The sequence below is a fragment of the uncultured Roseobacter sp. genome (assembly GCF_947488185.1).
Lineage (GTDB): Bacteria > Pseudomonadota > Alphaproteobacteria > Rhodobacterales > Rhodobacteraceae > Roseobacter.
The window spans coordinates 108,321-134,963 of sequence record NZ_CANKYM010000005.1; the positions used below are offsets into that span (position 1 = coordinate 108,321).

Here is a 26,643-nt window from a genome sequence, read left to right on the forward strand (position 1 = left end):
GGTCGGCAAGTAGTTGCCGGCCCGTTTTCCGTTCCTCTATCCATTGTGAATAAACGAAAAACCGCGATCTTTAGCTGTTTTTGAGTGGCCTTTCCAAGACGGGACCCCAATCGGTTCCAAGCAATTTTGGAACCATTTCCCAGGGATGCCTGTTCTCGCTGTATCCCCGCCGCGCCGATGAGGTGGTGGGTGTGAAACGGAACTGAAAGGAGCATTTCTGATGTTCAACTTTGTGAAAAAAACAACTGCTGTCGCGACCGTGAGCTTGACCACACTGATTGCCTCTGGTGCAATTGCAGCTGCGGGTGTCAGCGACATCGACGTGCAGGCGCAGATTGAGGCGCCGCAGGGCAGTAATGCCCTGGATCTCTATCCGACGATCGAAGCCGATCTGGAGCGCGCGCTGATCGACCGCATCACTGCCTTGAGCAACGACCCGGCGGACCCGACCCTGACCGTGAAGATCAAACGCGTGAGCCTCGACGGCGACACGATCCTGCCGGATTCAGCTGAATTCAACGAGCTTGAAGGCTACATCAGCTTTCAGGGCGGCAGCCGCGAAGTGGTCGACACGATCCGTCTCTCCGCGCACACGGATGAGAGCGCCGTGCCTGCCGGCTATGTTTCCATCGCGCCCAGTGATGCGGACTTCTACGATGCGCTGCTGACGGCCTTTGCGGATCGCGTTATCGAAATGTTGCCTGAAGAAGACATTAAATCTGGCAGCTAACCCCTTTGGTTCAGAGATAATTTCGCCGAATCCCTTGCAAACCAACAGTGTCACCGTCCCGTGGCACAGAGTGGTAACGGCGCAGGCCTCTTCCCCCGTGAGCCTGCGCCGTTTTTATTCTGCGGCGACTCCCACCTCAATCACTGGTTCCATTTCGGAAAGCTTCTCATCGCTGAGGTGGCATTTGATCTGGTGATTGCCCGCCAACGTGCGGACCGGGGGCACCTCTTTATCGCACAGCCCTCCCGCAACCTCTGACTTCCACCGGCAACGCGTCTGGAACGGACAGCCGGAAGGCGGGTTCATCGCCGACGGAATATCGCCTTCCAACACGATATGTTTCTTTTTCACGGAGGTGTCGGCAATCGGCACCGCCGAGAGCAACGCCTCTGTGTAGGGGTGATAGGGGGGGGAGAAAACCTGGTCGGTCGTGCCCAGTTCCACGACATGCCCCAGGTACATCACCATCACCCGGTCGCTGAGATAGCGCACAATGCTGAGGTCATGCGAGATGAACAGAAGCGTGGTCTTGTGTTCCCGCTGAATTTCCATGAGCAGGTCCGTGACCGCCGCCTGCACCGAGACATCCAGTGCCGAGACCGGCTCATCGGCCACCACGATCCGCGCGTCCCCGGCAAAGGCACGGGCGATGCCGACGCGTTGCTTCTGACCACCAGAGAGCTGCCGCGGCATGCGGTCGGCAAATTCGCGGGGCAGTTTCACCAGATCAAGCAGTTTCAGCATGCGCTGCGTGCGCTCGCGGTCATTCTCACCGATGCCAAAGATCTCCAGCGCCCGGATGATCTGGCGCCCCACAGTCATCGAAGGGTTCAGCGTGTCAAAGGGGTTCTGAAAAACCATCTGGACCTCGGACACGGTCTTGGTATCGCGTTCCTCGATGGGGATGTCCTGAATGGGCTTATTGCCGAGCAGAATTTCTCCCTCGGTCGCGGTTTCCAGGCCCATGAGCACCTTGGCAAAGGTAGACTTTCCACAGCCGGATTCGCCCACGATAGCAAGTGTCTCGCTTTCACGGGCCTCGAAACTGAGGGTCTCATTGGCCTTGACGACCTTTTTGTTGCCGCCGCCAAAGATCGCGTTGGCCGTGACCTCGTAGTATTTCTTGAGGTTGTCCATTTTCAGGACCACATCGCCAACCTCACCCTTGGTTTTTGTATCGGCCAGTTGCAGCGGTGCGGCCCAGTCGATCTCCTGGAATTTCAGGCAGCGGGTCTCGTGGCGCGCGCCTTCATCAACCTGTTGCATCGGAATGAACCCCTGATCGCAGCGGCCTTCTTCAAAGTAGTCGCAGCGCGGCCCGAAGTTGCATCCCTTGGGTCGCTCATGGGGCAGGGGGAAATTGCCGGGGATTGCCACCAGCGGGCGCGCGTTTTTGTCGGCTCCGGGCAGAGGGATGGAGCGAAAAAGCGCCTGCGTATAAGGATGCTGCATCTTGTCAAAGACATCCTCAATGGAGCCGCGCTCGACCGCCTCGCCGGAATACATCACGCAGATGCGGTCGCAAGTCTCCAGCACCAGCCCGAGATTGTGCGAGATAAAGAGCATCGAGGTGCCGTACTTCTTGCCGAGGTCTTTCACCAGCTCGACCACAGCCGCCTCAACCGTCACATCCAGCGCGGTGGTGGGCTCATCAAGGATCAGCAGCGAAGGCTCCGACATCAGCGCCATGGCGATCACGATACGCTGCTGTTGCCCCCCCGACAGCTGATGCGGGTAAGACCCCAGAATACGCTTGGGGTCGGGCAGTTTCACATCGGTGACCACCTGCAGGGCCCGCGCATAGGCGTCATTCTCATTCATCCCCTGATGGATCATCGGGACTTCCATCAGCTGCTTGCCGATCTTCATCGCCGGGTTCAGTGAGGCCATCGGCTCCTGATAGATCATCGCGATCTCGGAACCGCGAATGTCGCGCAACTCCTCCGCGCTCATCTCCGCCAGATCGCGGCCCTTGAACTTGATCGACCCACCAACGACGCGCCCGTTCTTGCCCAGATCCTGCATGACCCCAAGGGCCACGGTTGACTTGCCACATCCTGATTCCCCGACCAGCCCCACGGCCTCCCCGGGGCGCACATGTACCGAAAAATCCATAACCGCCGGAATTTCGCGCAGCCGCGTAAAGAACGATATCGACAGCTTGTCGATTTCAAGGATGGGACCTTCATAATCGGTCTTTGGCATCTGTGTTCTCCTTTCAGGAGGGCCGATCAGTCGCGTCTCGCTTCTTTTGGCCAGAAATATCTTCGGGGGTCCGGGGGCAGACAGCCCCCGGTCCGCCCGCTCATCAATCGCGCAGGCTCTCCTCACGCAGCCCATCGGCCAGCAGGTTCAGCCCCAGCACCAGCGTCAGCAGCGCCAGAGCGGGTGCAATAGCCGCATGCGGATAAAGCGCCAGCAGGCGACGGCCCGCGTTGATCGTGCTGCCCCAGTCCGGGCTTTCCGATTCCAGGCCGAGGCCAAAGAAGCCCAGGGTGCCCAGAAGGATGGTGGTATAGCCAATCCGCAGGCAAAAATCGACGATCAGCGGCCCGCGCGCATTGGGCAGGATTTCCCACAGCATGATGTACCACGGGCCCTCACCGCGAGTCTGGGCGGCGGCCACGTAGTCGCGTGTCTTGATGTCCATCGCAAGGCCCCGGACAATCCGGAAAACCGTGGGCGAATTCACGAAGACCACGGAGACAAAGACCACCAAAATGCCCGGATCAATGTCGAAAAGATCAAGGAAAGCAGGCAGGCCGGGGATCGAATAGGTGGGTGTCGCTACCACTGATCCGTCCGAGGACACCAGTGACAGGTAAAGCCACCCAAGCCCACCAAGCACGCCGATGAGCAGCGGCGTCCGGACCGAAGGCTGCGTGTAGTAGCGAGAATTCAGCAGGATACAGACAAAGATCAGCGGGAAGACAAAGAGGAACAGCGCCATGTAGTTGGGGATGCCCGTCAGCACGATCTCGGGTGTCACCAGCAGGTAAAAGAGCAGGATCACCGGGAAGGCGAGGATGAGGTTGGCGAGAAATGACAGCAGCGTGTCGAGACGCCCACCGTAGTACCCCGCAGGCAACCCCAGCGTGATGCCCACCATGAAGGCAAAGAGCGTGGCGACCGGCGCGATCTGCACCACCACCCATGCGCCCTTGATCAGACGGGAAAAGACGTCACGCGCGAGGTTGTCACCGCCCAGCAGGAAGTAAGCGTATTCGCCTTCTTCCGCGCCGCGCATCGGCGTGCCGGGGATCTTGTTTTTCATCCCCGATACCTGGCTCAGCGGGTCGTGCGTGACCAGCATGTCGAGCGGACCACCGTAGACACCGACAAACACCCAGAACATCACCAGCGCAAACCCGATCATCCCGATGGTGCTATCAAAGAGCTTGCCGTACAGCCCCAGACGCCGTTTGTAGGTCATCGACACGGTGAAGAGAACGATCAGCGAAATCCACACCGGACCCAGCTGGATGAACATGCGGGCGAGGATGCCGCCCCAGGATAATTCTTCCATGACCAGCCCTCCCTTACGCGATCCGGATACGTGGATTGAGGTAGACGTAGCCGATATCCGATATCAGCTGCGTCACCAGCACCACGATCACCGAGACAACCGAGACCGCCAGCAGCAGTTCGATGTCATTGTTCGAGGCCGCCTGCACCAGCAGCCAGCCAAACCCCTTGTAGTTGAAGAGCGTCTCGACGATCACCACGCCATTCAACAACCAGGGAAATTGCAGCATGATCACCGTAAAGGGGGCGATCAGCGCGTTCCTGAGCGCGTGTTTCAGCACGATGTCGGAGAATTTTACCCCCTTCAGCCGCGCCGTGCGGATGTATTGCGCGGTCATCACCTCGGTCATCGAGGCGCGGGTCATCCGCGCGATATAGCCCATCCCGTAGAGCGCGATGGTGACCACCGGCAGGGTGAAGTTTTCAAAGGTGACGCTGTCCATCGCGCTTGTCGCCGAGCCCTTGAACCATTTCAGCCCGAAGGCGGAGGAGGCAAAGACCGCAATGAAAATCACCCCCGAAACATATTCGGGGGTGGCGGTCGAGGCGATGGAGAAGGTCGACAGCGAGCGGTCCAGTTTGGAGCCCTCACGCATCCCGGCGAGTACTCCGATGATGAGCGCCATGGGGACCATCACCAGCATCACAAAGAACATCAGCTTGCCGGTCAGCCCCAATCGGGTGAGCACAATCGACCCCACTTCATCCTTGAACACCGTCGAAAAGCCCCAATCCCCCTGGATCACACCGCAGAAACTGCGCCGATCCTCTTCCGGCGTGTCCGCGCCGAAGCATTTGCCAGTGACGACACCCTCATCTTCGAGCGTCCAGCCGGGCAAGACACCCAGCCATTGGCCGAACTTGACCGGCATCGGTTGCAGGTAACCGTTCTTGCCCAGATAGCTCGCCACCGCCTCGTCGGACATGCGGAAGTTGCCCTGGGTTTTGGCCAGTTTTTCAAGATTCGGATAAAGGTTCGTCAGCCAGAAGACGACGAAGGTCAGGCAGAGCGCTGTCAGTACCATGACGCCCAGCCGTCTGAGTATAAATAGTCCCATCGGTGCCCCTGTTGTCAGGCGATGGCGCGGTGATCACGCCGGATATCAAGCGCTGTTCTGCGCTCTTTGTAATTTTTGTGAATCCATCAGGCATGAGTCTGGGGGCCGCGTCAATGTAGGCTTGCGCCGCAAAATTGTATATTTGCGACATCTTTCTGGTCGCAAACTGATGCTGCAGTTGCGACATGAAGGCGGTGAAAATGACCTAGGCGGCTTTCAGCGCGCTAAGGGACGCCTTGCGCAGCGCACTGGGCGTGGTCTGCGTGTGGTGTTGCATGAATCGCGTGAAGTAAGCGGCGCTGCCAAAACCCAGATGGCGTGCGATGTCCTGCGCAGGCACATCGGTGGCCGTCAGCAGGCAGCGGGCTTCATGCAGTTTGCGCTCGGTCAGCAGATCTGCCGCGGTCTTGCCGGTTGCGGCCTTGCAGGCACGGGTCAGATGCGTCGGTGTGACGCCAAGAAAGGCGGCATGATCTGACATGGTCAGCGGCGCGGCAAAGCCTGCATTGATATGGGCGCAATAGGCACTGCAAAGGCGTGCAGCGGCGTTGTGTTTTTTGGGCGCGTGTTCTTCCAGCGCCATCTGTCGCTGTATCCAAACAGAGATCAATGCGCCAAAAGCATCCATCGATTGCGTACGGAGCGGTCTGCCGCTGGCCTGTTCGCGCGTCGCCGCCTCGATCAGCACCGTCAGCTCGTTCATGGCAATCGAATCGCGGATGCGCAGAAGCCGCGGGATTTGCGGCATCAGCAGTTCGGTTTCCTGGGGGATCACCACAACCTGACCCATGGCCTGTCGCCCAAGTTCCAGCGCGAAGAGATTGCACGAAGGAATCACAATGGCATTATGCGTGCCCACACCGCGTCTCTGGCCGTCCATCAACACGCGGCCCTGACCCCGAGTGATCCAGATCAGCAGATGCTCGGGCTGGTCATGGGCCAGCGACAGGCGCCAATCCTGACCCATGCTCCACTGCGATAACGTTAGTATTTTCAACCTATTCGATGACATAACGCCCCCTTCGAGATGCACCGTATTTGAATTAAATTACCGTAATCTTAATGCACATGGAGGTCACGCCCGAGGCGGTTTCACGGGCAATAAGCAGCCTATTGCGGTGAAAATGCCTGCCAATCGCGCATCTTGGATCGAAACCATGTGCGTTGCCGTTTGGCGAATTGCCGCGTGGCGATGACGGCCTGTTCGCGCGCGTCGTCAAGGCTGATCCGCCCTTGCAGATGGGCAACCAGCTCCGGTGCTCCGATGGCCCGGTGGGCGGGTAGGGTAGGGTCATAATCCGGCAGAACCGCACGTGCCTCGTCCAGGGCACCCTCTGCGATCATCTGGTCAAACCGGCGCGCGATACGCGCATTCAGCCAGTCTTTTGGCGCATCAAACACAATGCAATGCGCCTGTGTTTCCGGTAAGTGCGGGGCGCCGGTGTCGTCTTGCCAGCTGGACAGACTGCGCCCGGTCGCTGTCAAAACCTCCCAGGCACGCTGCACGCGCATGCGGTTTGCGGTGTCGATCCGCGCCTTTGTCGGTGCATCCAGCGCCGCCAACAAATCTGGCAGGAAGAGTGCGTCCCCTTTGGCACGTATATCCGCTGGCGTGGCCGGGATATCGGCAAGCCCGCGCGTCAGGGCGGAGAAATAAAGCCCCGTGCCGCCGACGATGATGGGTCGATCCCCCTCCCGTAACAGCGGTGCGGCCTCGCGCAGCCAGTGCCCGGCGGAATAGGCGGTTTGCGCGGACACATGTCCGTAAAGACGGTGCGGCGCCACAGTTTCTTCCTCAGCGGAGGGGCGGGCGGTGACAATCCGCCAGCACGCGTAGACCTGGCTGGCATCTGCGTTGACGATCACGCCACCTTGCTGCGCGGCAATCTCCAGCGCCAGCGCCGATTTCCCGGAGGCTGTCGGTCCGGCGATCAGCACGGGCATGTCCCGCGACAGGCTGCGGATCAGGGATTGGATGCCACTCATCGGGCCTTCTGTCACTTTCTGCGTCATCCCACATAAGGATGCATTGAAGTCTGCCCGCTTTTCCGACATTTTGCCGCCGAACAAAACCCCAAGCCTCAGGAGCCCCCCAATGTCCGACGCCGAGCCGCAGGTCGCCTTTAAACGTGTGATGCTGAAAATCTCTGGCGAGGCGCTGATGGGCGATCAGGGGTTTGGTCTCAATCCGCCCACCGTTGAGCGGATCGCCAAGGAAGTACAATCGGTGCACGATCTGGGGGTGGAGATCTGCATGGTCATCGGCGGGGGTAACATCTTTCGCGGGCTTCAGGGCTCGGCGCAGGGGATGGAGCGGACCACGGCGGACTACATGGGGATGCTGGCCACGGTGATGAACGCGCTGGCGATGCAGTCCGCGCTGGAAGGACTAGGTATCCACACGCGGGTCATCTCGGCGATCACCATGAACGAGGTGGCGGAGCCTTACATTCGCCGTCGCGCCGTGCGCCACCTTGAGAAGAAACGGGTCTGCATCTTTGCCGCCGGCACCGGCAATCCCTACTTCACGACCGATACCGCCGCTACGTTGCGCGCGAACGAGATGTCCTGCGAAGCGATCTTCAAAGGGACGAAGGTGGACGGTGTCTATGACAAGGACCCGGCCAAACACGACGATGCCAAACGCTATGAGACGGTCAGCTACGATGATGTGCTGGCCAAGCGCCTCGGCGTGATGGATGCGTCGGCCATCGCGCTGGCGCGGGACAACAACCTGCCGATCATCGTCTTCTCGCTGGATGAACCGGGCGGGTTCCGGGGCATTCTCGCGGGCGAGGGCACCTATACGCGGGTGCAGGGCTAGAGATCGCTGCGGCCCGCAGGGAGGGCGTTGCATGACAACTCTTTCTGGCCTTTCGATCGTTTCCTGATCTATACACAGACACAATCGCAGCGCGCGGCATGGCGCGCCAAGAAACTTGCGGCAGGATAAATATATGTCAGACGATTTTATGCTGGACACCGACGACCTTGAACGGCGGATGGATGGGGCCATGGCCAATCTGAGGGTGGAATTTGCCTCCTTGCGCACCGGACGCGCCTCGGCGTCGATGCTGGAGCCGGTGATGGTGGATGCCTATGGCTCCATGACGCCGATCAACCAGGTGGGCACGGTGAACGTGCCGGAGCCGCGCATGGTCACCATCAACGTCTGGGACAAGGGGCTGGTGAACAAGGTCGAGAAGGCCATCCGTGAGAGCGGGTTGGGCATCAACCCGCAGATGAACGGCACCATCATCATGTTGCCGATCCCTGAGCTGAATGAGGAACGTCGCCGCGAGCTGACCAAGGTTGCCGGACAATATGCAGAAAACGCACGGGTCTCCGTGCGCAACGTCCGCCGCGACGGCATGGATCAGATCAAGAAGGCCAAGGGCGACGGCATGTCCGAGGATGACCAGAAGCTCTGGGAGGGCGAAGTTCAGGAAATCACCGACCGCTACATCAAATCCGTGGACGACATGCTGGAGACTAAGCAAGGCGAGATCATGCAGGTGTGATGCAGGTGATGGTGTAGCGCCCATCGGAGGATACGGAGGCGGTGCAACAGCTGCAGTAAATAAGCTATAGGTAGATCACTCTGCGCCACATTAATGTAGCGGAAAGTGTCATCTGACAAAGAGACCCTCTGCCAGACCAAGGCAGCGGTGTTCCGAGCAGGAGAATGAAATGGCGGGTATGCCACAGCCCCAGAGCGACCTGATCCCCGGATGTCCGCGACATGTTGCGATCATCATGGACGGGAATGGTCGCTGGGCCACGCAACGGGGCCGCCCGCGGCTCTACGGGCATCATGCCGGAGCCAGACGCGTGCGCGAGATCGTCGAGTGCTGTCCGCAATTCGGTGTGGATTACCTGACAATCTTTGCCTTCTCGACCGAGAACTGGAAACGCACGCAGGTCGAGGTCGCGGGCCTGATGAGCCTGTTTCGCAGGTACATCATCAAGGAAACCCGTGCCCTGGTCGAATCCGGTGTGCGTGTGCGCTTCATCGGCGATCGTTTGCGGCTGGACAAGAAACTGATCCAGATGATGAATGACCTGGAAGTCGCCACCGAGCAGAACACGCGGGTGCACCTGACAATCGCGATCAACTACGGCGGTCGCGATGAAGTGGCGCGCGCCACCAAGCGTCTGGCCAAGGACGTGGCGGACGGCAACCTCAGTCCGGATGCGGTGGATGAGGAAACCCTGCCGCGCTATCTGGACACGCACGTGCTGCCGGACCCGGATCTGGTGATCCGCACCAGTGGCGAGGCGCGTATTTCCAATTTCCTGCTCTGGCAATCCGCCTATTCGGAATATGAATTCATCGACACGCTGTGGCCCGACTTCACGCGGGATGAGTTCCAGCATCTCTGCGCTGCCTTCGGAGGACGCGATCGCCGCTATGGCGGGGTGCGAGGCTAGCGAGACATGAGCGAGGTGGGGGAGAAGTGGTCTGATCTTGCAACCCGGATGGGCTCCGGGGCGGCAATGGTGGTGCTGGGCCTGCTTGGGGTCTGGGCCGGTGGGCACGTCTTTCACGTGATGGTTGCCATGATCTGCGGCGTGATGATCTGGGAACTGGCGGTGATGATCCACGCGCCGCGCATGGCCGCGCTGCAACTGGGCGCGCTGACCGGGGCCGCTTTGCTGCTGGCCATCTATTTGCCGACCGGTTTTGCCCTGCCGATCCTGCTGGCCTCTGCGCTGGTGGGCTTTGGGCAGCTCACGCAGTTCCGCACGATCTACATGGTCTTCACGGTCATGGTGCTGCTGGCCGGGTTCGGCATGATGGCAGTGCGCGACGATCTCGGCTTCAACTGGATGCTCTGGATGGTGTTGGTCGTGGTGGCCACGGATGTGGTGGGCTACTTCGCCGGGCGTCTGATCGGCGGACCCAAGTTCTGGCCACGCGTCAGCCCCAAGAAAACATGGGCCGGCACCGGGTTTGGCTGGGTCGGGGCGGCCATTGTCGGCACGCTCTTCATGGCCAACACCGGCGCGGGCCCCCAGCTGATCGGCGTCTCCATCGCCGTTTCCATGGCCAGCCAGATGGGCGATATCGCCGAAAGCGCGATCAAGCGGCGCGTCGGGGTCAAGGACAGCTCCAATCTGATCCCTGGCCATGGTGGCCTGCTGGACCGCTTCGACGGCATGCTTGGGGCGGCCGTGTTCCTGCTGATCATTGGCGGACCGCTGATCGGGTCGCCGATGATGCTGAGGTAGCGGATGCGGCGGGTCAGCATCCTCGGGGCAACCGGCTCCATCGGCCAGAACACCATTGATCTGATCGCCCGCGCCCCCGACGCCTATGACGTGGTGGCGCTGACCGGCGCCGGAAATATCGCGCAACTGGCCGAAGATGCGCGGCGTCTGAACGCGGATGTGGCGGTCACGGCCCATAGTCACTTGCTGGAAGACCTGCGCACAGCCCTGGACGGCAGTGGGGTCGAGGCCGCAGCCGGATCACAGGCCATTGCAGAGGCCGCAGCGCGTCCAGCCGATTGGGTCATGTCGGCCATCGTGGGGGCCGCAGGGCTCGCCCCCGGTCTGGCCGCCTTGCAGCAGGGCAGCACCCTGGCGCTGGCCAATAAGGAATCCCTCGTCTGCGCCGGGCAGTTGATGTTGTCGACCGCTAAGGCGCATGGCGCGCGTCTGCTGCCGGTGGACAGCGAACATTCGGCGGTTTTTCAGGCGCTGGTGGGCGAGGATATGGCCGCAGTGGAGCGGATCATCATCACTGCCAGCGGCGGCGCGTTCCGGGACTGGCCGATGGAAGACCTGGCCAATGCCACGCTCGACCAGGCCTCCAGCCACCCGAACTGGGACATGGGACAACGGATCACTATCGATTCCGCCTCCATGTTCAACAAGGCGATGGAACTGATTGAAACGCGTGAATTTTTCGGCGTTGAGCCAGAGCAGATCGAGGTGCTGGTGCACCCGGAATCGATGATCCACGCGATGGTCGGTTTTCGTGACGGCGCGCTGATGGCACATGTGGGTCCGCCCGACATGCGCCACGCCATCGGCTACGCGCTGCACTGGCCCACGCGGCGCGATCTGCCGGTGGCGCGTCTGGATCTGGCAGAGATCGGGCAGCTGAGCTTTCGCGCCCCCTGCGAGACCCGCTGGCCCGCGCTGCGATTGGCCCGCGAGGTGATGCAGGCAGGCGGGCTCGCGGGTGCCGTGTTTAACGCGGCCAAGGAAACCGCGCTGGATGGTTTCATCGCCGGGCAACTCGGCTTTAACGATATGGCGGCGATTGTCGAAGACGTTCTGACGAAGATGTCAGCGCCGCGCGGTCATATTGATGCCACCATGTCCCTTGATAACGTCGCCAAAGTGGACCATCTGGCACGACAAGAGGCCACGCGGGTCATTCACAAGAGAGCAGGTTAAAGTTTGGATATTTTTGCGCTGATCCCCCAGTTTGGCGGGCTGATCTGGACCATCGTTGCCTTTGTGGTGGCGCTCTCGGTGATCGTGGCGATCCATGAATATGGCCACTATATAGTCGGGCGCTGGTCCGGCATCCACGCGGATGTATTCTCGCTCGGCTTCGGGCCGGTGCTTTACGCGCGCATGGACAAGCGCGGGACCAAATGGCAGATCGCGGCGCTTCCCTTTGGCGGCTACGTGAAATTCGCTGGTGACGCCAATGCAGCCTCCGGCAAGGATGAAGAGGCCATGGCCGCAGCAGAGGCCGATCCCGAACGCCTGCGCAGCACCATGCATGGTGCGCCGCTCTGGGCGCGCACGGCCACCGTTGCCGCTGGCCCGATCTTCAACTTCGCGCTCTCTATCCTTGTCTTTGCAGCGGTTGTTGTGACCAGTGGCGTGTCGCGGGACCCGCTGACGGTTGGCGAATTGCGCCCCCTGCCGGTCGAGGCGCGCGGGTTGCAAACCGGCGATGAAGTCGTGGGCATCAACGGGGTGCCGATTCCCAGCACGGAAGATACGGGCGCCTATTCTGATTTCATCGATACTCTGCCGCAGGAACCCGTGCTGGACTACACCATACGCCGCGATGGTTCGGAAACTGTTGTGTCCGGTGCCTATCTGTTGCCGCCGCTGGTCTCGGCGGTCAGCCCGCAAAGCGCGGCGATGGGAGCAGGGCTGCAGGTGGACGATGTGATCATCGCCATTGATGGCACGCCGATCTTTGCTTTCGATCAACTGAAGCAGGCGGTGGAAGGAGGCAACGGCGCGCCTCTGGCCTTGGGCGTGTGGCGTGCGGGAGATGAGATTAGTGTAACCCTCACGCCCAAGCGGGTGGATGAGCCGCAGGCGGATGGCGGGTTCGCCACGCAGTGGCGGATCGGTATCGCAGGTGGATTGGCCTTTGAACCGGCAACCGACACCCCTGGCGTGGGCGAGGCTTTGTGGAGTGGCGTTCGCCAAACGGGGCGGATCATCGAAGGCTCGCTCAGCGGTCTTGGCCATATGATCACCGGGGCGATCAGCACCTGCAATCTGAGCGGTCCCATCGGTATTGCACAAACCTCCGGCGCCATGGCGAGCCAAGGCGCGCAATCGTTCATCTGGTTCATCGCGGTGCTGAGCACGGCAGTGGGGCTTTTGAATCTCTTTCCTGTCCCCGCTTTGGACGGTGGTCACCTGGTGTTTTACGCCTATGAAGCGGTGACGGGTAAGCCGCCCAGCGATCGCGCGTTGCGGGTCTTGATGAGCATTGGTCTGGCGATGGTTCTGACGTTGATGATTTTTGCCCTAGGAAACGATATTTTCTGCCCATGACACAGGGTCGGCATGTGCAAATGTCATAATTACGCCACAATTGGCCAAACTCGCGCCGTAATCCAAGCGTATCTCTGCTTCCACCTAAGTGGAGAGATGCAATGCAAGCGATTCAAAATAGCTATCGTGGCCTCAGCCTGCTGATGGATCTCAATTGGGATCGTGCCCTCTATATTGGCACCGTTTCGCTGGCTTTGGGCGCTGGCGCCTGGCTGAGCACAATTCTGGGCTGAATTTCCCGAAAATGCGCCTTTGTGCGCCTGCACTGACGTCCCCTGCAAACCTGCATCAGGTGCGTATGTAGTTGCAGGCCGATTTTTACCCACATGGTTTTGACAAGACCTGTCATTCTCGGTACTCAGATAAGCATAATTTACTGAGGATCGGGGCAGGTCATGAATTGGGGCAAACTGGGCGCAGGCCCACGTTTTTTCGGGCAATCTAAAACACTGACATCGACACTGCGAGCAACTGGCTTTTGTCTTTCTTTATCAATGGCCTGGATGGCATCGGCGACGCCAGCTCTGGCACAGCAGGTGACGCTCAACTCGATTTCCATCGACGGAAACATCAGAATTGGTGACGCCGCCATCCTGACCCGTGCAGGAATCGCCCGCGGTCAGACCATCAGCGCGGCGCAGCTGAATGAAGCCTATCAACGCCTGATCGACTCCGGACTGTTCGAGACAGTGACATTCGATCCACAAGGCAACGGCTTGCGGATTACCGTGGTTGAACTGCCCACCATCAACCGTATCAGTTTCGAAGGAAACAACCGTCTTGATGACGAAGCGCTGGCCGCCGCCATCAATTCCAACGAAAGACGTGTGTTCAACCCGGCACAGGTGGAACGGGATGCCGAACTCATAGCGAATGCCTATGCAGGCGAGGGTCGGCTTGCCGCAAAGGTGACCCCAACCATCATTCGCCGCTCTGACAACCGTGTCGATCTGGTGTTCGAGATTTTCGAAGGCGACACCATTGAGATTGAACGCCTCAGCTTTGTCGGCAACCGCGAATATTCCGACCGCCGCCTGCGCCGTGTTCTTGAGACCAAGCAGGCGGGGTTCTTCCGCGCAGTTGTGCGGTCTGACCTGCTGGTCGAAGACCGTATCGAATTTGACAGGCAGCTGTTGCGCGACTTCTACCTGTCGCGCGGCTACATCGATTTCCGGGTGAATTCCGTCAACGCTGAGTTAACCGAAGAGCGCGACGGCTATTTCCTCGTGTTCAACGTAGAGGAAGGTCAACGCTTCCGGTTCGGCGAAATCAACGTCACCAGTAACGTGCCCGGGGCGGACTCCGAGGTCTACCGCGATATCGTGAAGATCAAGCCCGGGGTCGTTTACTCTCCGACCCTGCTGGAAAACGATATCGCACGCATGGAACGCCAAGCCATACGGGATGGTGTCGATTTTCTGCGTGTCGAACCGCGAGTGACGCGGGATGACCGCAATCTTGAACTGGACATCGAATATGTCCTGACCCGCGGCCCGCGCGTCTTTGTCGAACGTATTGATGTCGAAGGAAATACCACGACCCTCGATCAGGTGGTGCGCCGTCAGTTCGACAGTGTTGAAGGTGACCCCTTCAATCCGCGCGAAATCCGCGAGGCGGCGGAACGGATCCGCGCCCTTGGCTATTTTGAAACGGCGGAGGTGAACGCGCGCGAAGGGTCGACACCGGATCAGGTTGTTGTGGATGTGGACGTGGTGGAGGCGCCGACCGGGTCCTTCAGTTTCGGTGCGTCCTTCTCGAACAACGACGGTCTCGGGTTCGCGATCCGGTTTGCGGAACAGAACTTCCTTGGGCGTGGGCAGCGGCTCAGCCTGAGCGTCGCGACCGCAGAGGAATCGCGGCGCTATGGCGTGACCTTCGAAGAGCCTGCCTTTCTGGGACGCGATCTGACGTTTGGCCTCCGCTTTGACATCGCCGAGACGGACAGTTCCTTCACCACTTATGATACTGACCGGTTTATTTTCCAGCCGTCACTGACATTCCCGGTGGGCGAGAATTCGACCCTGCAATTGCGCTATACCGCTGAAGAGTCTGAAATGACGGCGCGCGAAACGCCGGTAAATGGCGCGGTCATCGGCAACGAGATTGCCGTCGGCGCACAGTCCAGCAGCGCGGTTGGTTACCAGTTGACTTATGATACCCGTATTGGCGGCCTCAATCCGAACTCCGGGTACCTGCTGCAGTTCTCGCAGGATTTTGCCGGGCTGGGAGGTGATGCGCAGTACATCAAGACAGTCGCCCGTGCGATTGGTGAAACCAAAGTGTGGAACGAAGAGGTGACCCTGCGCGCGTCACTGGAAGGCGGTGCCCTATCGTGGAGCGACGGCACCAACCGGGCCGTGGACCGGTTCCTGAACAACACCAACATCATTCGCGGGTTTGAACCCGGCGGGATCGGCCCGCGCGATCTTTCCGTCAGCGGTGAGGATCCTCTGGGCGGCAACCTCTACGTTGCAGCGCGGTTCGAAGCGGAATTTCCCCTTGGTCTGCCCGAAGAATATGGCATCACGGGTGGCCTCTTTTATGACGTGGGTAATTTCTGGGACCTCAGCGACGTGAATACCTCCGGAGGCACTATTGTCGGTGAGGGTGGGTCCTTCCGCCACGTGATCGGCTTCGCTATCCTGTGGAACACGCCTGTGGGTCCGCTGCGGTTCAACTTCACTGATGCGATCCGCAAGGAAGATTTCGACCGCGACCAGACTTTCGAATTGACGCTGAGCACGTCGTTCTAGTCCGATGACGCGGTTGGCGGGCATTCTGGCGGTTTTCACAACTGTCTGGCTGGCCGCCGCCGCTCTTCCGGGACCTGTGCAGGCGCAGCGGATTGGGCCGGTGCAAAGCCCGATCCTGACCATCGATGCGGATCGTCTTTTTGCGGAAAGCGATTTTGGCCAGCGTATGGTCGCTGAATTTGAGGCGCGCGGGGCAGAACTGGCAGCTGAAAACCGGCGCATCGAGGAAGCCCTCGAAACAGAGGAACGGGAGCTCACCGAGCAACGCGCCACGATGGAGGCGGCAGCTTTTCGGCTGCTCGCGGATGCGTTTGACGAAAAAGTTCAGAAAACCCGGCGCACTCAGGATGCAAAAACCCGCGAGCTCAATCTTGCCTTTGAGGAACGGCGCGGCGTTTTTCTCAACGCTGCGGCCCCTGTGTTGGAGCGCCTGATGCGGGAGGCGGGGGCAGCTGTGATCCTGGAGAAACGCTCCGTCTTTCTCAGCTCCAACGCCATTGATGTGACCCGTGCGGCGATTGAACGGCTTAACGCCGTTCTGGGCGATGGCGAAGGCGTTTCAGAGTAATCCACAGGATGAACGACATGCCGCGCCGGACGTCGCGCCGACGGAGCAGGGCGTGACACTGCACCGCGAAACAATGGAGGCCGACACCACCGTGCTTGCTCCGCTGCGGCTGAATTGCTAGGCAAGGGGTCAAGCCCTTGAGGACAAAAGGACACCTAACATGACAAGCGCCGAAGCCGGTCCCGTGACCAGCGCCGATATTCAGCTCATCCAGCGCATTATCCCGCATCGCTATCCCTTTCTTCTGGTCGACAAGGTTGTCGATATCCAGGGTACGGCGTCGGCCACGGGCATCAAGAACGTCACCATGAACGAACCGCATTTTCAGGGGCACTTTCCCGGCCTGCCAATCATGCCCGGCGTGACGATCATCGAGGCGATGGCGCAAACTGCGGCGGTGATGGTCGGCGTGACGCTGGGCATGGCGGACAAGAACATGAAGGTCTATTTTATGGCCATTGACAAGGCCAAGTTCCGGCGCAAGGTGGGGCCCGGCGACGTGCTGGAGATGCAACTGCAGACCCTGCGCGGCAAGCCCGGTGGCAAGGTCTGGCGCTTTGGCGGTGTGGCGTCGGTTGATGGCGAGATGGCCGCGGAATGCGAATTCACCGCGATGATGGATCTGGGGTAGCCGCAGATGAGCAATATTCACCCCAGCGCGGTGATCGAAGACGGCGCGCAGATCGATCCGGGGGCCCGGGTCGGGCCGTTCTGTTGCGTGGGCGCGCAGGTGCGCCTGGCTGCGGGTGTGGAACTGAAGAGCCATGTGGTTGTCACCGGCCGCACGGACGTCGGGGAAGAGACGGTGATTTTCCCGTTTTCGGTGATTGGCGAGATCCCGCAGGACCTGAAATTCAAAGGCGAAGCCAGCCAGCTGATCATCGGCAAACGCAACCGTATCCGCGAGCATGTGACGATGAATTCCGGCACCGAGGGCGGCGGCGGGGTGACCCGCATCGGCGATGACGGGCTGTTCATGGCGGGCTGCCACATTGCCCATGACGCGGTCATCGGCAATCGCTGTATCATCGTGAATTCCGTGGCCATCGCCGGGCATTGCATCCTTGAGGATGACGTCATCGTTGGTGGCCTCTCCGGGGTGCATCAGTTCGTGCGCATCGGGCGTGGCGCGATCATCGGTGCCGTGACCATGGTGACCAATGATGTGATCCCCTACGGGTTGGTGCAGGCCCCCCGCGGCGAGCTGGACGGGCTGAACCTTGTAGGCCTCAAACGGCGCGGGGTGGCACGCAGTGATATCACAGCACTCAGGGCTGCGTTCCAGATGCTGGCGCAGGGTGAAGGCACGTTCCACGACCGGGCACGCCGTCTGGCGGATGAAACAACCAGCGACTACGTGCGCGAGATTGTCGATTTCATCCTCGCCGGCAGTGACCGCCATTTCCTGACGCCGCGCTGATGCTGGCGCTTGTGTCTGGACGCGGGAACCTGCCTGCACGTATTGCCGACGCGATGTCCGAAAGGCCGCTGATGTGCGTTCTTCAGGGGTTTGAACCCGAGGGCGTGGTGCCGGATATCCTCTTTCGGCTGGAGCATCTGGGTACGCTGCTGGCCGATCTGGAGGCGCGCGGCGTGCGCGAGGTTTGCTTTTGCGGCGGGATCGAACGCCCGCCCATCGACCCCGCAGCACTTGATGCGGCGACCCTGCCGCTGGTGCCGGTAATCATGAAGGCCATCGCGGCAGGGGACGATGGTGCCTTGCGTGGTGTGATCGGCATCTTTGAAGATCGGGGGTTTTTGGTGCGCGCCGCGCATGATCTGTCCCCGGATCTTCTGGTGCCCGAAGGCGTGCTGAGCCTGGCACAACCCAATGACCAGATGACCTCCGACATGGCGCGGGGCAGCGAGGTGCTCGCCGCGCTGGCACCGCTGGACGTGGGGCAGGGATGTGTCGTGGGTAAGGGGCAGGTCTGGGGCATCGAAACCCTGGGCGGCACCGATCATATGCTGAAAACCCTGCCGGGCGGGGCTGCCCAAGCGCGTGCGATCCTGATCAAGGGGCCGAAAGAGGGACAGGACCGGCGTTTTGACTTGCCCACCATTGGCCCGGAGACCATCGGCGTGTTGGCGGAGGCCGGGCTGGCCGGCGTGGTTGTCGAGGCGGGTGGGGTGCTGATGCTGGAGCCTGAGGCCACCGTGGCCGCTGCGGATGCGGCGGGGCTGGTGCTTTGGGCCCGCGCGCCGGGCTGATGCGCATCTTTATCATCGCGGGGGAACCCTCGGGCGACAAGCTGGGAGGTGCGCTGATGGCGGGCTTGAAGGCCCTGCGCCCGGACGTGCAGTTTGATGGCATTGGCGGTGCGGATATGCAGGCCCAGGGCCTGGTCAGCCGCTTTCCGATGGAAGAGCTGAGCGTCATGGGGATCGCCGAAATCCTGCCCAAGTATCGCGCCCTGATGGCCCGGATCAACGAGACGGCAGCGGCCGTGGTAGAGACGGCGCCGGACGTGCTGATCACCATCGACAGTCCGGATTTTTCCCTGCGGGTGGCACGGCGGGTCAAGGCCGCAAGCACCGTGCGCACCGTACACTACGTGGCACCAACTGTCTGGGCTTGGCGGGCAGGGCGGGCGCAGAAGATGGCCAGGTGCATTGACCATGTCCTGGCGCTGTTCCCATTCGAGCCGCCTTTGATGACCGTGGATGGCATGGTCTGCGATTTCGTGGGGCATCCGGTTGTAGCGGAACCGCGGGCAACCTCTGAAGATGCACAGGCCTTTCGCACGGACCATGGGGTCGGGGACGCACCCTTGCTTTTGGTTCTGCCCGGGTCACGGCGCGGCGAGGTCTCGCGGTTGGCCTCAGTCTTTGGTCAGTCGATCGCGCCCGTGCGCGCCCGCCATCCGGATTTGAAAGTCGTTGTGCCGGCCGCAGCCCCCGTGGCGGATCTGGTCCGTGAAGAGGTTGCCGATTGGCCCGTGACGCCGATTGTGCTGGACCCAAGCGGCATGAGCCTTGAGGCTGCGGGCGCACTGAAACGTGCGGCCTTTCGGGCAGCGGATGTGGCGCTTGCGGCCTCGGGCACGGTGTCACTGGAGCTGGCGGCGGCGCGCACGCCCATGGTCATTGCCTATAAAATGAACTGGCTGACGTTCCGGATGATCCGGGCGATGGCGTTGATTGATACGGTCACGCTGGTCAACCTGGTCTCTGACACCCGCGTGGTGCCGGAATACCTCGGTCCTGCGTGCGAGCCGGAGGCCATAGGCGCGGCATTGATCGAACAGATGGAAGACCCGGAAGCCCAGCAGGCGGCGATGGAGGTGACCATGCAGCGGTTGGGTGAAGACGGGGAAGACCCCGGCCTGCGCGCCGCCCGCGCCGTTCTCGCGCGTCTGGGGTCGGTTTTACCAAAAGGACAGGCTGACGCCTGACACCATGCATTTGACCCTGACGGGTCAAACAGTTTGCCGCGTGCCGGACCGGCGGACATTATCGGGATGTCAGCCCTTGTGAATCCAGCCGCCGCCATAGATGCGGCTGCTGTCGGGGTCGTAGAAAACGCAGGCCTGTCCGGGCGAGACACCTTCTTCGGGTGTCACCAGTTCAACCGTGGCTTCTGTTGCGCTGATTGGGCGGATGATGGCCTCGGTCGGGGGGCGGGTGGAGCGCACCTTGACCGCGAGGTGCCATTCGGCGCGGCTCTCGAAGGGGGCATCCCCCAGCCAGTTGATCTCGCGGACCGGCACGGTGCGGGTGGCGAGCATGTCTTTCGGTCCAACCACCACGGTTTTCGTGTCCGCGTCGAGTTTTACCACATAAAGTGGTTCAGCCAGCCCGCCGATTCCCAGACCGCGGCGTTGACCAATGGTATAGTTAATGACACCGTCATGGCGCGCCAGCACGCGCCCGTCCGCATGCACGATATCACCGGGATCGGCCGCTTCCGGCCGCAGCTTGCGGATCACCGAGGCATAATCGCCATTGGGCACGAAGCAGATGTCCTGACTGTCTGGCTTGTCTGCCACGCTCAGTCCGTATTTTGCCGCCAATGCGCGGGTGTCACCTTTGGAGGCCAGATGACCCAGTGGGAAGCGCAGAAATTCGAGCTGCTCTGGCGTGGTGGAGAACAGGAAATAGCTCTGATCGCGGACGCTGTCGGCTGCGGCGTGCAGCTCCGCTCCCTGCGCGCCTGTCTTGCGTTGGATGTAGTGCCCCGTCGCCATGCAATCGGCCTCCAGATCCTTGGCCGTTTCCAGCAGATCCTTGAACTTGACACGTTCATTGCAGCGGATGCAGGGCACCGGTGTTGCCCCGCCGAGATAGCTGTCTGCGAACTCGTCAATTACGGCATCTTTAAAAATGTTCTCATAATCCAGTACGTAATGCGGAAAACCCATCGTCTCGGCCACCCGCCGCGCGTCGTGAATATCAAGCCCGGCACAGCAGGCGCCTTTCTTGGCCAGCGCGGCACCATGATCGTAAAGTTGCAGGGTCACACCCACGACGTCATAGCCCTCTTCGGCCAGCATAGCTGCAACAACAGAGCTGTCGACGCCGCCCGACATCGCTACGACAACCCGCGTGTCGGCGGGCGCCTTGGCAAAGCCAAGCGAATTCAAAGGGGGCTTTTGATCAAGCGGCATTAGGGTTCTCCGGGACTTCTGAGGAAATATAGGAAAATCCTAATTACTCTCAAGAGCGCGCTTCATCGGTCTTTAAGGCCCTCGCGTCAAGGTCTGTCCAACAGAGTAAGAACGGGTATGAGTGATGTATCTAAAGAAAGTGGATGGGCCACGATCGGTAACACTGGCGGACGGTAGTGTCATGACACAGGCCGACCTGCCGCCTGCGCGTACGAAACGTTGGGTGGCATCACGCAAAGCTGCGGTCGTCCGTGGTGTGGCCTATGGGTTGATCACACAGAGCGATGCGCTGAAGCGCTATCAGATCAGTGAAGATGAATTTCACGAGTGGGTAAAGGCTGTTTCAGAGCATGGTGAAGATGCCCTGAAGGCCACAGCCTTACAAAAATATAGACAACCATAAGTTGTTCGCGTAAGATTCTTGCAGACGGTAACGTGTGATTAACCTTTTTTCTTCACGGTTAATTCCGATGTAAACGTTCACCCGATGCGGAGAAAATCATGCGCGTACTGCTAGTGGAAGACGACCCCACAACCTCGAAGAGCATCGAACTGATGCTGACACACGCCAATCTGAACGTCTATGCGACGGATCTGGGGGAGGAAGGGATCGATCTTGCAAAACTGTACGATTATGATCTGATTCTGCTTGATCTCGATCTGCCGGACATGAATGGACACGAGGTGCTGCGTCAGTTGCGGCTCTCACGTATCGAGACGCCAATTTTGATCCTGTCGGGTGCGGATGATACGGAAAACAAGATCAAAGGCTTTGGTTTCGGGGCGGATGACTATCTGACTAAGCCATTCCACCGGGAAGAACTGGTGGCCCGCATTCATGCAATTATCCGACGCTCGAAAGGGCATTCCCAATCCGTGATCGACACTGGCCTGATTTCGGTGAACCTGGATGCCAAGACCGTCAGTGCGGACAACAAACCGGTGCATTTGACGGGCAAAGAATACCAGATGCTGGAACTTCTGTCGCTGCGGAAAGGCACGACCTTGACGAAGGAAATGTTCCTGAACCACCTTTACGGCGGCATGGACGAACCTGAGTTGAAGATCATCGACGTCTTCATCTGCAAGCTGCGTAAGAAACTCAGCACCGCGACAGGTGGCGAAAATTATATCGAAACCGTCTGGGGGCGTGGCTACGTTTTGCGGGATCCTGAACCGAACCAGGTCGATGATCCGCAACGGCTGGCAGTCGGCGCTTAATCACTCGCTGTATGGTCCGGCCAAGGGGGCTTGTGCCGGACCCGACGCAGTGAAGTCTTCCAAACGAAATGAACTGGACCTGACCCGGACCTCCGCATATCTAATCGGGTATGCGACAAGGAAAGGGGCAGGTCTTGGCGTCTCTGGCAGAAATCGAAGAATTGAACGAAGACGCCGCAAAGAAAGAACTGGCGCGGCTGTCGGAAGTGCTGGCGCAGGCAAATACAGCCTACCATGGTGCCGATGCCCCGGACCTCTCAGATGCGGAGTATGACGCGCTCAAAAAGCGCAACATCGCCATTGAAGCGCGATTCCCTCATCTCAAACGTGCGGACAGCCCGACGGATCAGGTTGGTGCCGCCCCGTCCGAGGGCTTTTCAAAGGTAGAGCATGCGGTTGCGATGCTCTCGCTTTCCAATGGATTTGACGCCGAAGACATTGCTGACTTCGATGGCCGCGTCCGCAGATATCTGGGTATCCAGGAAGAGACACAACTGGACTACACCGCCGAACCCAAGATCGACGGACTTTCACTGTCGTTGCGGTTTGAAAACGGGAAACTGGTGCAGGCAGCGACGCGGGGCGATGGCTCTATCGGTGAAAATGTCACGGCCAATGCGCGCACGATTGGTGATATCCCAACGCAAATTGCACAGGCGCCCGAGGTGCTGGAAATCCGTGGAGAGGTCTACATGTCCCACCCGGACTTTGAAGCTCTGAATGTGCGTCAGACCGAGACAGGCGGCAAGGTTTTCGCCAATCCGCGCAATGCCGCTGCGGGATCCCTACGGCAGCTCGATGCCAGTATCACCCGCGCGCGGCCCCTACGCTTCTTTGCCTATGCCTGGGGCGCCCTGTCTGAACCTCTGGCCACAACTCAAATGGAGGCCATTGAGCGTCTGGCTGAGATGGGCTTTGCAACAAACCCATTGACCCGAACATGCGCCGGACCGTCGGAACTTGTAGCGCATTACGAGATAATCGAGGCGCAGCGCGCGACGCTTGGATATGACATCGATGGGGTCGTCTACAAAGTCAACGACCTGGCGCTGCAGGAACGACTGGGCTTTCGATCCACAACACCCCGCTGGGCGATTGCGCATAAGTTTCCGGCTGAACTGGCCTGGACCCGTCTGGAGGCCATCGACATTCAGGTGGGGCGCACCGGTGCGCTCTCGCCCGTCGCGCGCCTGCACCCGGTGACCGTCGGCGGGGTCGTCGTTTCCAATGCGACGCTGCACAACGAAGACTACATCGCAGGGCGTGACAACAAGGGAGGCGACATTCGCGGGGGCAAGGATATCCGGGTCGGCGACTGGGTTCAGGTCTACCGCGCGGGGGATGTGATCCCGAAGGTCGCCGATGTCGATCTCAGCAAACGGCCCGATGATGCACAACCCTACGCGTTTCCCACCCATTGCCCGGAATGCGACAGCGATGCTCTGCGGGAACCGGGGGATGCGGTACGGCGGTGTTCGGGCGGATTGATCTGCCCGGCTCAGGCGGTGGAAAAGCTCAAGCACTTCGTCTCCCGAGCGGCCTTTGACATCGAAGGACTGGGTGCAAAGCAGGTCGAACAATTCTACGGCGACAAGTGGATCAAGGAACCCGCAGATATCTTCAGTCTGAAGGAGCACTTCGGCACCGGTATGAAGCAGCTGAAGAACCGCGAAGGGTGGGGGGAAAAATCGGCGAATAACCTCTTCGACGCCATTGACGAGAAACGCAATATCTCCCTGTCCCGCCTGATTTTTTCTCTTGGAATCAGGCATGTGGGCGAGGCGGCCTCGAACCTCATCGCGCTGCACTATGGAACATGGGATGCGTTCGATGCCGCGATTCAAGCCGCGCAGGATCAGGAGGGCGCGGCCTGGCAGGATCTGATCGACATCGATGGTGTCGGCGCGGTCATGGCTGGGTCACTTGTGCATACGCTGGCGCAACCGGCGGAGCGGGCATCGATTGATCGCCTGATCGCGCAGTTGGATGTGCAGCCGGTCGCCCGACCTGACACGCATGGCAGCCCGGTTGCCGGAAAAATCGTGGTCTTTACCGGCACCCTGGAAAAGATGACCCGCGCGGAAGCCAAGGCACGGGCCGAGCGGTTGGGCGCGAAGGTATCGGGCTCCGTCTCCGCCAAGACCGACATTCTGGTTGCCGGGCCGGGGGCGGGGTCCAAGGCCAAAAAGGCCGCCGATCTGGGCATTGAAACGCTGGACGAAGATGGCTGGCTGACCTTGATTTCGGACGCATGAGCGGACGGCCCGAATGTCTCTACCCCCTGTTTGCGGAGGTGCAAACGCTGAAGGGCGTCGGGCCCAAAACGGCCACTCATATGGCGGCCCTTGGGGTCGAAGCGCCGCGCGATCTCCTGTTCACCCTGCCGCAGTCGGGGATTGATCGGCATCTGCGGTCGACCATTCAGGACGCAGCGCTGCCTGCGACCCTGACAGTTGCCGTAGAGATCGGTACGCACACACCGGCGCGAACAAAAGGCGGGGCCTACCGGATTCATGTGCAGGATGCGGAGACCTCCTTTCAACTGGTGTTCTTTCATGCGCGCGGCGACTACTGGCAAAAAACGCTGCCGGAGGGCAGCAGGCGCGTGGTCTCCGGGCGGGTCGAATTGTTTGACGGCATCGCCCAGATGGTGCACCCCGATCATATCGTCGCAGAGGCGGATTCTGCGCAACTCCCTGATTTCGAACCGGTTTATCCACTGACTGCCGGTGTGACGCAAAAACTGATGTTCAAGGCGACACGTGCTGCGGCAAGTCTTGTACCGGACATGCCGGAATGGATTGATCCGACCCAGAAGGCGCGCGTTGGCTGGCCGGATTTTGTCAAAGCAGTACAGGCGGCGCACAGCCCGGCGCGGCTGGACGATTTGGCAGCGACGGCACCCGCGCGGGAAAGGCTGGCCTATGACGAGTTGCTGGCACATCAATTGACCCTGGCGCTCGCGCGCTCGATCGAACGTCGCAAGCCCGGGCGCGCCAGTCACGGTGAAGGTCATTTGCAAGCCAGGGTAATGTCTTCGCTACCCTACCTGGCGACGGGCGCGCAGGACCGGGCGATTGTCGAAATCAATGCCGACATGGCCGCCGAGACACGGATGAACCGGTTGCTGCAGGGCGACGTGGGGGCGGGAAAGACACTTGTTGCCTTCATGGCGCTGTTGCGCGCGGTGGAGGCGGGCGGGCAGGCGGTCCTGATGGCCCCCACTGAAATCCTGGCCCGACAGCACCTTGAATCCCTGCAACCCCTTGCCGAGAAGGCCGGGGTTGTGCTGGAGGTTTTGACGGGTCGCGATAAGGGCACGGATCGGCGGCGCAAGCTCGACGCGCTGGCCCGCAGTGGCATCCAGATACTCGTCGGAACCCACGCGGTGTTCCAGGCGGATGTTCATTTTGCTGACCTGCGCCTCGCGGTCGTTGACGAACAGCACCGCTTTGGTGTCCGGCAGCGGTTGGAGCTTGGACGCAAGGGGCAGGCGGTCGACGTATTGGTGATGACGGCCACGCCGATCCCGCGTTCACTGTCGCTGGCCCAATATGGGGACATGGATGTCTCTGTACTCGATGAAAAGCCCCCCGGGCGCAAACCCATCAAAACCGCGTTGATCAGCACGGGCCGGATGGAGGAAGTGGTCGACCGTCTGCGCGCGGTGATCGAGGGCGGGCGCCAATGCTATTGGGTCTGTCCTCTGGTGGAAGAAAGTGAGGTTGTTGATCTCACGGCGGCAGAAGGCCGGTTCAAACAGCTGCGCGCCGCCTTGGGCGAAGGGGTCGTCGGCTTGGTGCACGGGCAAATGCCGGCTGCGGAGAAAGACGCGGCCATGGCCCGATTTGTTGCCGGTGAAACCAAGGTGCTGGTGGCGACGACCGTGATCGAGGTCGGCGTGAACGTGCCCAATGCGACGATCATGGTCATCGAACGGGCAGAGACTTTTGGCCTGGCGCAATTGCATCAGATGCGGGGCCGTGTGGGGCGCGGGGAAGCGGCCTCCACCTGTCTCCTGCTCTATCAATCGCCGCTGTCTGAAAACGGTCGCAAGCGGCTGGAGGTGCTGCGCGAGACCGAAGACGGTTTCGTCATTGCCGAGACCGACTTGCAGATGCGGGGGGCGGGGGACCTGATCGGGACGGCGCAGTCTGGACTGCCGCGCTTTCGCGTGGCTGATCTGGAACGGCAGGCCGGGTTGATGGCGGTTGCGCAGACGGATGCACGGCGTCTGCTCTCTGATGATCCCAAGCTGGAGAGCGGGCGGGGGAAGGCTGCGCGCCTGCTGCTTTGGCTGATGCGGCAGGAAGAAGCGATCCGTTTGATTTCAGTCGGTTAGGCGAACCAAAGCACTTTTGTTCGCGAATGTTCTCATTAAGTTCTTTACAGTTGATTAAAATTGTGAGAACAAAGA

25 protein-coding genes are annotated in these 26,643 nt (G+C 60.4%); 19 read left to right on the forward strand and 6 right to left on the reverse strand.

Annotation, left to right across the window (positions count from 1 at the left end):
* Positions 1–259: 259 nt before the first annotated feature.
* Positions 260–730 carry a hypothetical protein gene (locus Q1A52_RS18635; protein ID WP_300018878.1) on the forward strand — a complete coding sequence of 157 codons (471 nt, stop codon included), beginning with the start codon at positions 260–262 and terminating at the stop codon, positions 728–730.
* A gap of 114 nt (positions 731–844) precedes the next feature.
* On the opposite strand, the gene Q1A52_RS18640 is transcribed toward Q1A52_RS18635, so the two are convergent.
* The 5 genes from Q1A52_RS18640 to miaA all read right to left on the reverse strand — a co-directional run bounded on the left by Q1A52_RS18640 (position 845) and on the right by miaA (position 7,299).
* Positions 845–2,935 (reverse strand): ABC transporter ATP-binding protein, encoded by a 2,091-nt coding sequence (locus Q1A52_RS18640; protein ID WP_300018881.1) that lies wholly within the window; start codon positions 2,933–2,935, stop codon positions 845–847.
* Positions 2,936–3,038: 103 nt separating this feature from the next.
* A complete protein-coding gene (locus Q1A52_RS18645; protein WP_299783438.1) occupies positions 3,039–4,256 on the reverse strand; it encodes an ABC transporter permease in 1,218 nt (405 codons plus the stop codon).
* A gap of 13 nt (positions 4,257–4,269) precedes the next feature.
* Entirely contained in the window at positions 4,270–5,313 is a 1,044-nt protein-coding gene (locus Q1A52_RS18650) for an ABC transporter permease (protein ID WP_300018884.1), read from the reverse strand.
* Between the two features lie 205 nt (positions 5,314–5,518).
* Complete coding sequence (locus Q1A52_RS18655) at positions 5,519–6,280, reverse strand: AraC family transcriptional regulator (protein ID WP_299783436.1); 762 nt, start codon at positions 6,278–6,280, stop codon at positions 5,519–5,521.
* A 143-nt stretch (positions 6,281–6,423) separates the two neighbouring features.
* Positions 6,424–7,299, reverse strand: coding sequence for a tRNA (adenosine(37)-N6)-dimethylallyltransferase MiaA (gene miaA, locus Q1A52_RS18660; protein WP_300019522.1), 876 nt, complete (start codon positions 7,297–7,299; stop codon positions 6,424–6,426).
* 109 nt (positions 7,300–7,408) lie between these two features.
* Here miaA and pyrH point away from each other — a divergent pair, with 109 nt between their 5' ends.
* The 14 genes from pyrH (at position 7,409) to lpxB (ending at position 19,793) form a co-directional block, all read left to right on the forward strand.
* Complete coding sequence (gene pyrH, locus Q1A52_RS18665) at positions 7,409–8,137, forward strand: UMP kinase (RefSeq protein WP_300018887.1); 729 nt, start codon at positions 7,409–7,411, stop codon at positions 8,135–8,137.
* Positions 8,138–8,270: 133 nt separating this feature from the next.
* Positions 8,271–8,834, forward strand: a complete 564-nt coding sequence (gene frr, locus Q1A52_RS18670) for a ribosome recycling factor (protein ID WP_300018890.1) — start codon at positions 8,271–8,273, stop codon at positions 8,832–8,834.
* A gap of 169 nt (positions 8,835–9,003) precedes the next feature.
* Positions 9,004–9,744: a polyprenyl diphosphate synthase gene (gene uppS, locus Q1A52_RS18675; RefSeq protein WP_300018893.1), complete on the forward strand. Its 741-nt coding sequence runs from the start codon at positions 9,004–9,006 to the stop codon at positions 9,742–9,744.
* Between the two features lie 6 nt (positions 9,745–9,750).
* Positions 9,751–10,545: a phosphatidate cytidylyltransferase gene (locus Q1A52_RS18680; protein WP_300018896.1), complete on the forward strand. Its 795-nt coding sequence runs from the start codon at positions 9,751–9,753 to the stop codon at positions 10,543–10,545.
* Between the two features lie 3 nt (positions 10,546–10,548).
* Positions 10,549–11,721, forward strand: coding sequence for a 1-deoxy-D-xylulose-5-phosphate reductoisomerase (gene dxr, locus Q1A52_RS18685; RefSeq protein WP_300018899.1), 1,173 nt, complete (start codon positions 10,549–10,551; stop codon positions 11,719–11,721).
* Positions 11,722–11,724: 3 nt separating this feature from the next.
* Entirely contained in the window at positions 11,725–13,077 is a 1,353-nt protein-coding gene (rseP, locus tag Q1A52_RS18690; protein ID WP_300018902.1) for an RIP metalloprotease RseP, read from the forward strand.
* A gap of 101 nt (positions 13,078–13,178) precedes the next feature.
* Positions 13,179–13,310 carry a hypothetical protein gene (locus Q1A52_RS18695; RefSeq protein WP_299783429.1) on the forward strand — a complete coding sequence of 44 codons (132 nt, stop codon included), beginning with the start codon at positions 13,179–13,181 and terminating at the stop codon, positions 13,308–13,310.
* A gap of 261 nt (positions 13,311–13,571) precedes the next feature.
* Positions 13,572–15,830 carry an outer membrane protein assembly factor BamA gene (gene bamA, locus Q1A52_RS18700; RefSeq protein ID WP_300018905.1) on the forward strand — a complete coding sequence of 753 codons (2,259 nt, stop codon included), beginning with the start codon at positions 13,572–13,574 and terminating at the stop codon, positions 15,828–15,830.
* Positions 15,831–15,834: 4 nt separating this feature from the next.
* Positions 15,835–16,398 (forward strand): OmpH family outer membrane protein, encoded by a 564-nt coding sequence (locus tag Q1A52_RS18705; RefSeq protein ID WP_300018908.1) that lies wholly within the window; start codon positions 15,835–15,837, stop codon positions 16,396–16,398.
* Entirely contained in the window at positions 16,376–16,519 is a 144-nt protein-coding gene (locus Q1A52_RS18710; RefSeq protein ID WP_300018911.1) for a hypothetical protein, read from the forward strand. The genes Q1A52_RS18705 and Q1A52_RS18710 overlap by 23 nt, the downstream gene beginning before the upstream one ends.
* A 39-nt stretch (positions 16,520–16,558) precedes the next feature.
* The gene (fabZ, locus tag Q1A52_RS18715) at positions 16,559–17,029 is read left to right on the forward strand and encodes a 3-hydroxyacyl-ACP dehydratase FabZ (RefSeq protein ID WP_300018913.1); all 471 of its coding nucleotides are present in this window, start codon (positions 16,559–16,561) and stop codon (positions 17,027–17,029) included.
* Positions 17,030–17,035: 6 nt separating this feature from the next.
* Positions 17,036–17,818 carry an acyl-ACP--UDP-N-acetylglucosamine O-acyltransferase gene (lpxA, locus tag Q1A52_RS18720; protein WP_300018916.1) on the forward strand — a complete coding sequence of 261 codons (783 nt, stop codon included), beginning with the start codon at positions 17,036–17,038 and terminating at the stop codon, positions 17,816–17,818.
* Positions 17,818–18,609, forward strand: coding sequence for an LpxI family protein (locus Q1A52_RS18725; RefSeq protein ID WP_300018919.1), 792 nt, complete (start codon positions 17,818–17,820; stop codon positions 18,607–18,609). Before lpxA ends, Q1A52_RS18725 begins: the two co-directional genes overlap by 1 nt.
* Positions 18,609–19,793, forward strand: coding sequence for a lipid-A-disaccharide synthase (gene lpxB, locus Q1A52_RS18730; RefSeq protein ID WP_300018922.1), 1,185 nt, complete (start codon positions 18,609–18,611; stop codon positions 19,791–19,793). Before Q1A52_RS18725 ends, lpxB begins: the two co-directional genes overlap by 1 nt.
* 69 nt (positions 19,794–19,862) lie before the next feature.
* Here the strand turns inward: lpxB and mnmA are convergent, their stop codons facing one another.
* Positions 19,863–21,005, reverse strand: a complete 1,143-nt coding sequence (mnmA, locus tag Q1A52_RS18735; RefSeq protein WP_300018925.1) for a tRNA 2-thiouridine(34) synthase MnmA — start codon at positions 21,003–21,005, stop codon at positions 19,863–19,865.
* A 124-nt stretch (positions 21,006–21,129) separates the two neighbouring features.
* On the opposite strand from mnmA, the gene Q1A52_RS18740 reads away from it, so the two are divergent.
* The 4 genes from Q1A52_RS18740 to recG all read left to right on the forward strand — a co-directional run bounded on the left by Q1A52_RS18740 (position 21,130) and on the right by recG (position 26,568).
* A complete protein-coding gene (locus tag Q1A52_RS18740; RefSeq protein WP_195821940.1) occupies positions 21,130–21,408 on the forward strand; it encodes a DUF1153 domain-containing protein in 279 nt (92 codons plus the stop codon).
* 98 nt (positions 21,409–21,506) lie between these two features.
* Entirely contained in the window at positions 21,507–22,226 is a 720-nt protein-coding gene (gene ctrA, locus Q1A52_RS18745) for a response regulator transcription factor CtrA (protein WP_195821941.1), read from the forward strand.
* Between the two features lie 110 nt (positions 22,227–22,336).
* Positions 22,337–24,481, forward strand: coding sequence for an NAD-dependent DNA ligase LigA (gene ligA / locus Q1A52_RS18750; RefSeq protein WP_300018928.1), 2,145 nt, complete (start codon positions 22,337–22,339; stop codon positions 24,479–24,481).
* Positions 24,478–26,568: an ATP-dependent DNA helicase RecG gene (gene recG, locus Q1A52_RS18755; protein ID WP_300018931.1), complete on the forward strand. Its 2,091-nt coding sequence runs from the start codon at positions 24,478–24,480 to the stop codon at positions 26,566–26,568. The genes ligA and recG overlap by 4 nt, the downstream gene beginning before the upstream one ends.
* The last annotated feature ends 75 nt before the right edge of the window (positions 26,569–26,643 follow it).

Excerpts from the sequence above, each read along its gene's own strand:
- Q1A52_RS18740 (WP_195821940.1), top strand. The coding sequence starts at position 21,130 with ATGTATCTAAAGAAAGTGGATGGGCCACGATCGGTAACACTGGCGGAC.
- bamA (WP_300018905.1), top strand. The coding sequence starts at position 13,572 with ATGGCCTGGATGGCATCGGCGACGCCAGCTCTGGCACAGCAGGTGACG.
- dxr (WP_300018899.1), top strand. The coding sequence starts at position 10,549 with ATGCGGCGGGTCAGCATCCTCGGGGCAACCGGCTCCATCGGCCAGAAC.
- mnmA (WP_300018925.1), bottom strand. The coding sequence starts at position 21,005 with ATGCCGCTTGATCAAAAGCCCCCTTTGAATTCGCTTGGCTTTGCCAAG.
- Q1A52_RS18650 (WP_300018884.1), bottom strand. The coding sequence starts at position 5,313 with ATGGGACTATTTATACTCAGACGGCTGGGCGTCATGGTACTGACAGCG.
- fabZ (WP_300018913.1), top strand. The coding sequence starts at position 16,559 with ATGACAAGCGCCGAAGCCGGTCCCGTGACCAGCGCCGATATTCAGCTC.
- Q1A52_RS18640 (WP_300018881.1), bottom strand. The coding sequence starts at position 2,935 with ATGCCAAAGACCGATTATGAAGGTCCCATCCTTGAAATCGACAAGCTG.
- Q1A52_RS18655 (WP_299783436.1), bottom strand. The coding sequence starts at position 6,280 with ATGGGTCAGGATTGGCGCCTGTCGCTGGCCCATGACCAGCCCGAGCAT.
- lpxA (WP_300018916.1), top strand. The coding sequence starts at position 17,036 with ATGAGCAATATTCACCCCAGCGCGGTGATCGAAGACGGCGCGCAGATC.
- Q1A52_RS18705 (WP_300018908.1), top strand. The coding sequence starts at position 15,835 with ATGACGCGGTTGGCGGGCATTCTGGCGGTTTTCACAACTGTCTGGCTG.
- lpxB (WP_300018922.1), top strand. The coding sequence starts at position 18,609 with ATGCGCATCTTTATCATCGCGGGGGAACCCTCGGGCGACAAGCTGGGA.
- ligA (WP_300018928.1), top strand. The coding sequence starts at position 22,337 with ATGCGACAAGGAAAGGGGCAGGTCTTGGCGTCTCTGGCAGAAATCGAA.
- pyrH (WP_300018887.1), top strand. The coding sequence starts at position 7,409 with ATGTCCGACGCCGAGCCGCAGGTCGCCTTTAAACGTGTGATGCTGAAA.
- Q1A52_RS18695 (WP_299783429.1), top strand. The coding sequence starts at position 13,179 with ATGCAAGCGATTCAAAATAGCTATCGTGGCCTCAGCCTGCTGATGGAT.
- miaA (WP_300019522.1), bottom strand. The coding sequence starts at position 7,299 with ATGAGTGGCATCCAATCCCTGATCCGCAGCCTGTCGCGGGACATGCCC.
- frr (WP_300018890.1), top strand. The coding sequence starts at position 8,271 with ATGTCAGACGATTTTATGCTGGACACCGACGACCTTGAACGGCGGATG.
- Q1A52_RS18725 (WP_300018919.1), top strand. The coding sequence starts at position 17,818 with ATGCTGGCGCTTGTGTCTGGACGCGGGAACCTGCCTGCACGTATTGCC.
- Q1A52_RS18710 (WP_300018911.1), top strand. The coding sequence starts at position 16,376 with ATGGCGAAGGCGTTTCAGAGTAATCCACAGGATGAACGACATGCCGCG.
- uppS (WP_300018893.1), top strand. The coding sequence starts at position 9,004 with ATGGCGGGTATGCCACAGCCCCAGAGCGACCTGATCCCCGGATGTCCG.
- Q1A52_RS18645 (WP_299783438.1), bottom strand. The coding sequence starts at position 4,256 with ATGGAAGAATTATCCTGGGGCGGCATCCTCGCCCGCATGTTCATCCAG.
- Q1A52_RS18680 (WP_300018896.1), top strand. The coding sequence starts at position 9,751 with ATGAGCGAGGTGGGGGAGAAGTGGTCTGATCTTGCAACCCGGATGGGC.
- ctrA (WP_195821941.1), top strand. The coding sequence starts at position 21,507 with ATGCGCGTACTGCTAGTGGAAGACGACCCCACAACCTCGAAGAGCATC.
- recG (WP_300018931.1), top strand. The coding sequence starts at position 24,478 with ATGAGCGGACGGCCCGAATGTCTCTACCCCCTGTTTGCGGAGGTGCAA.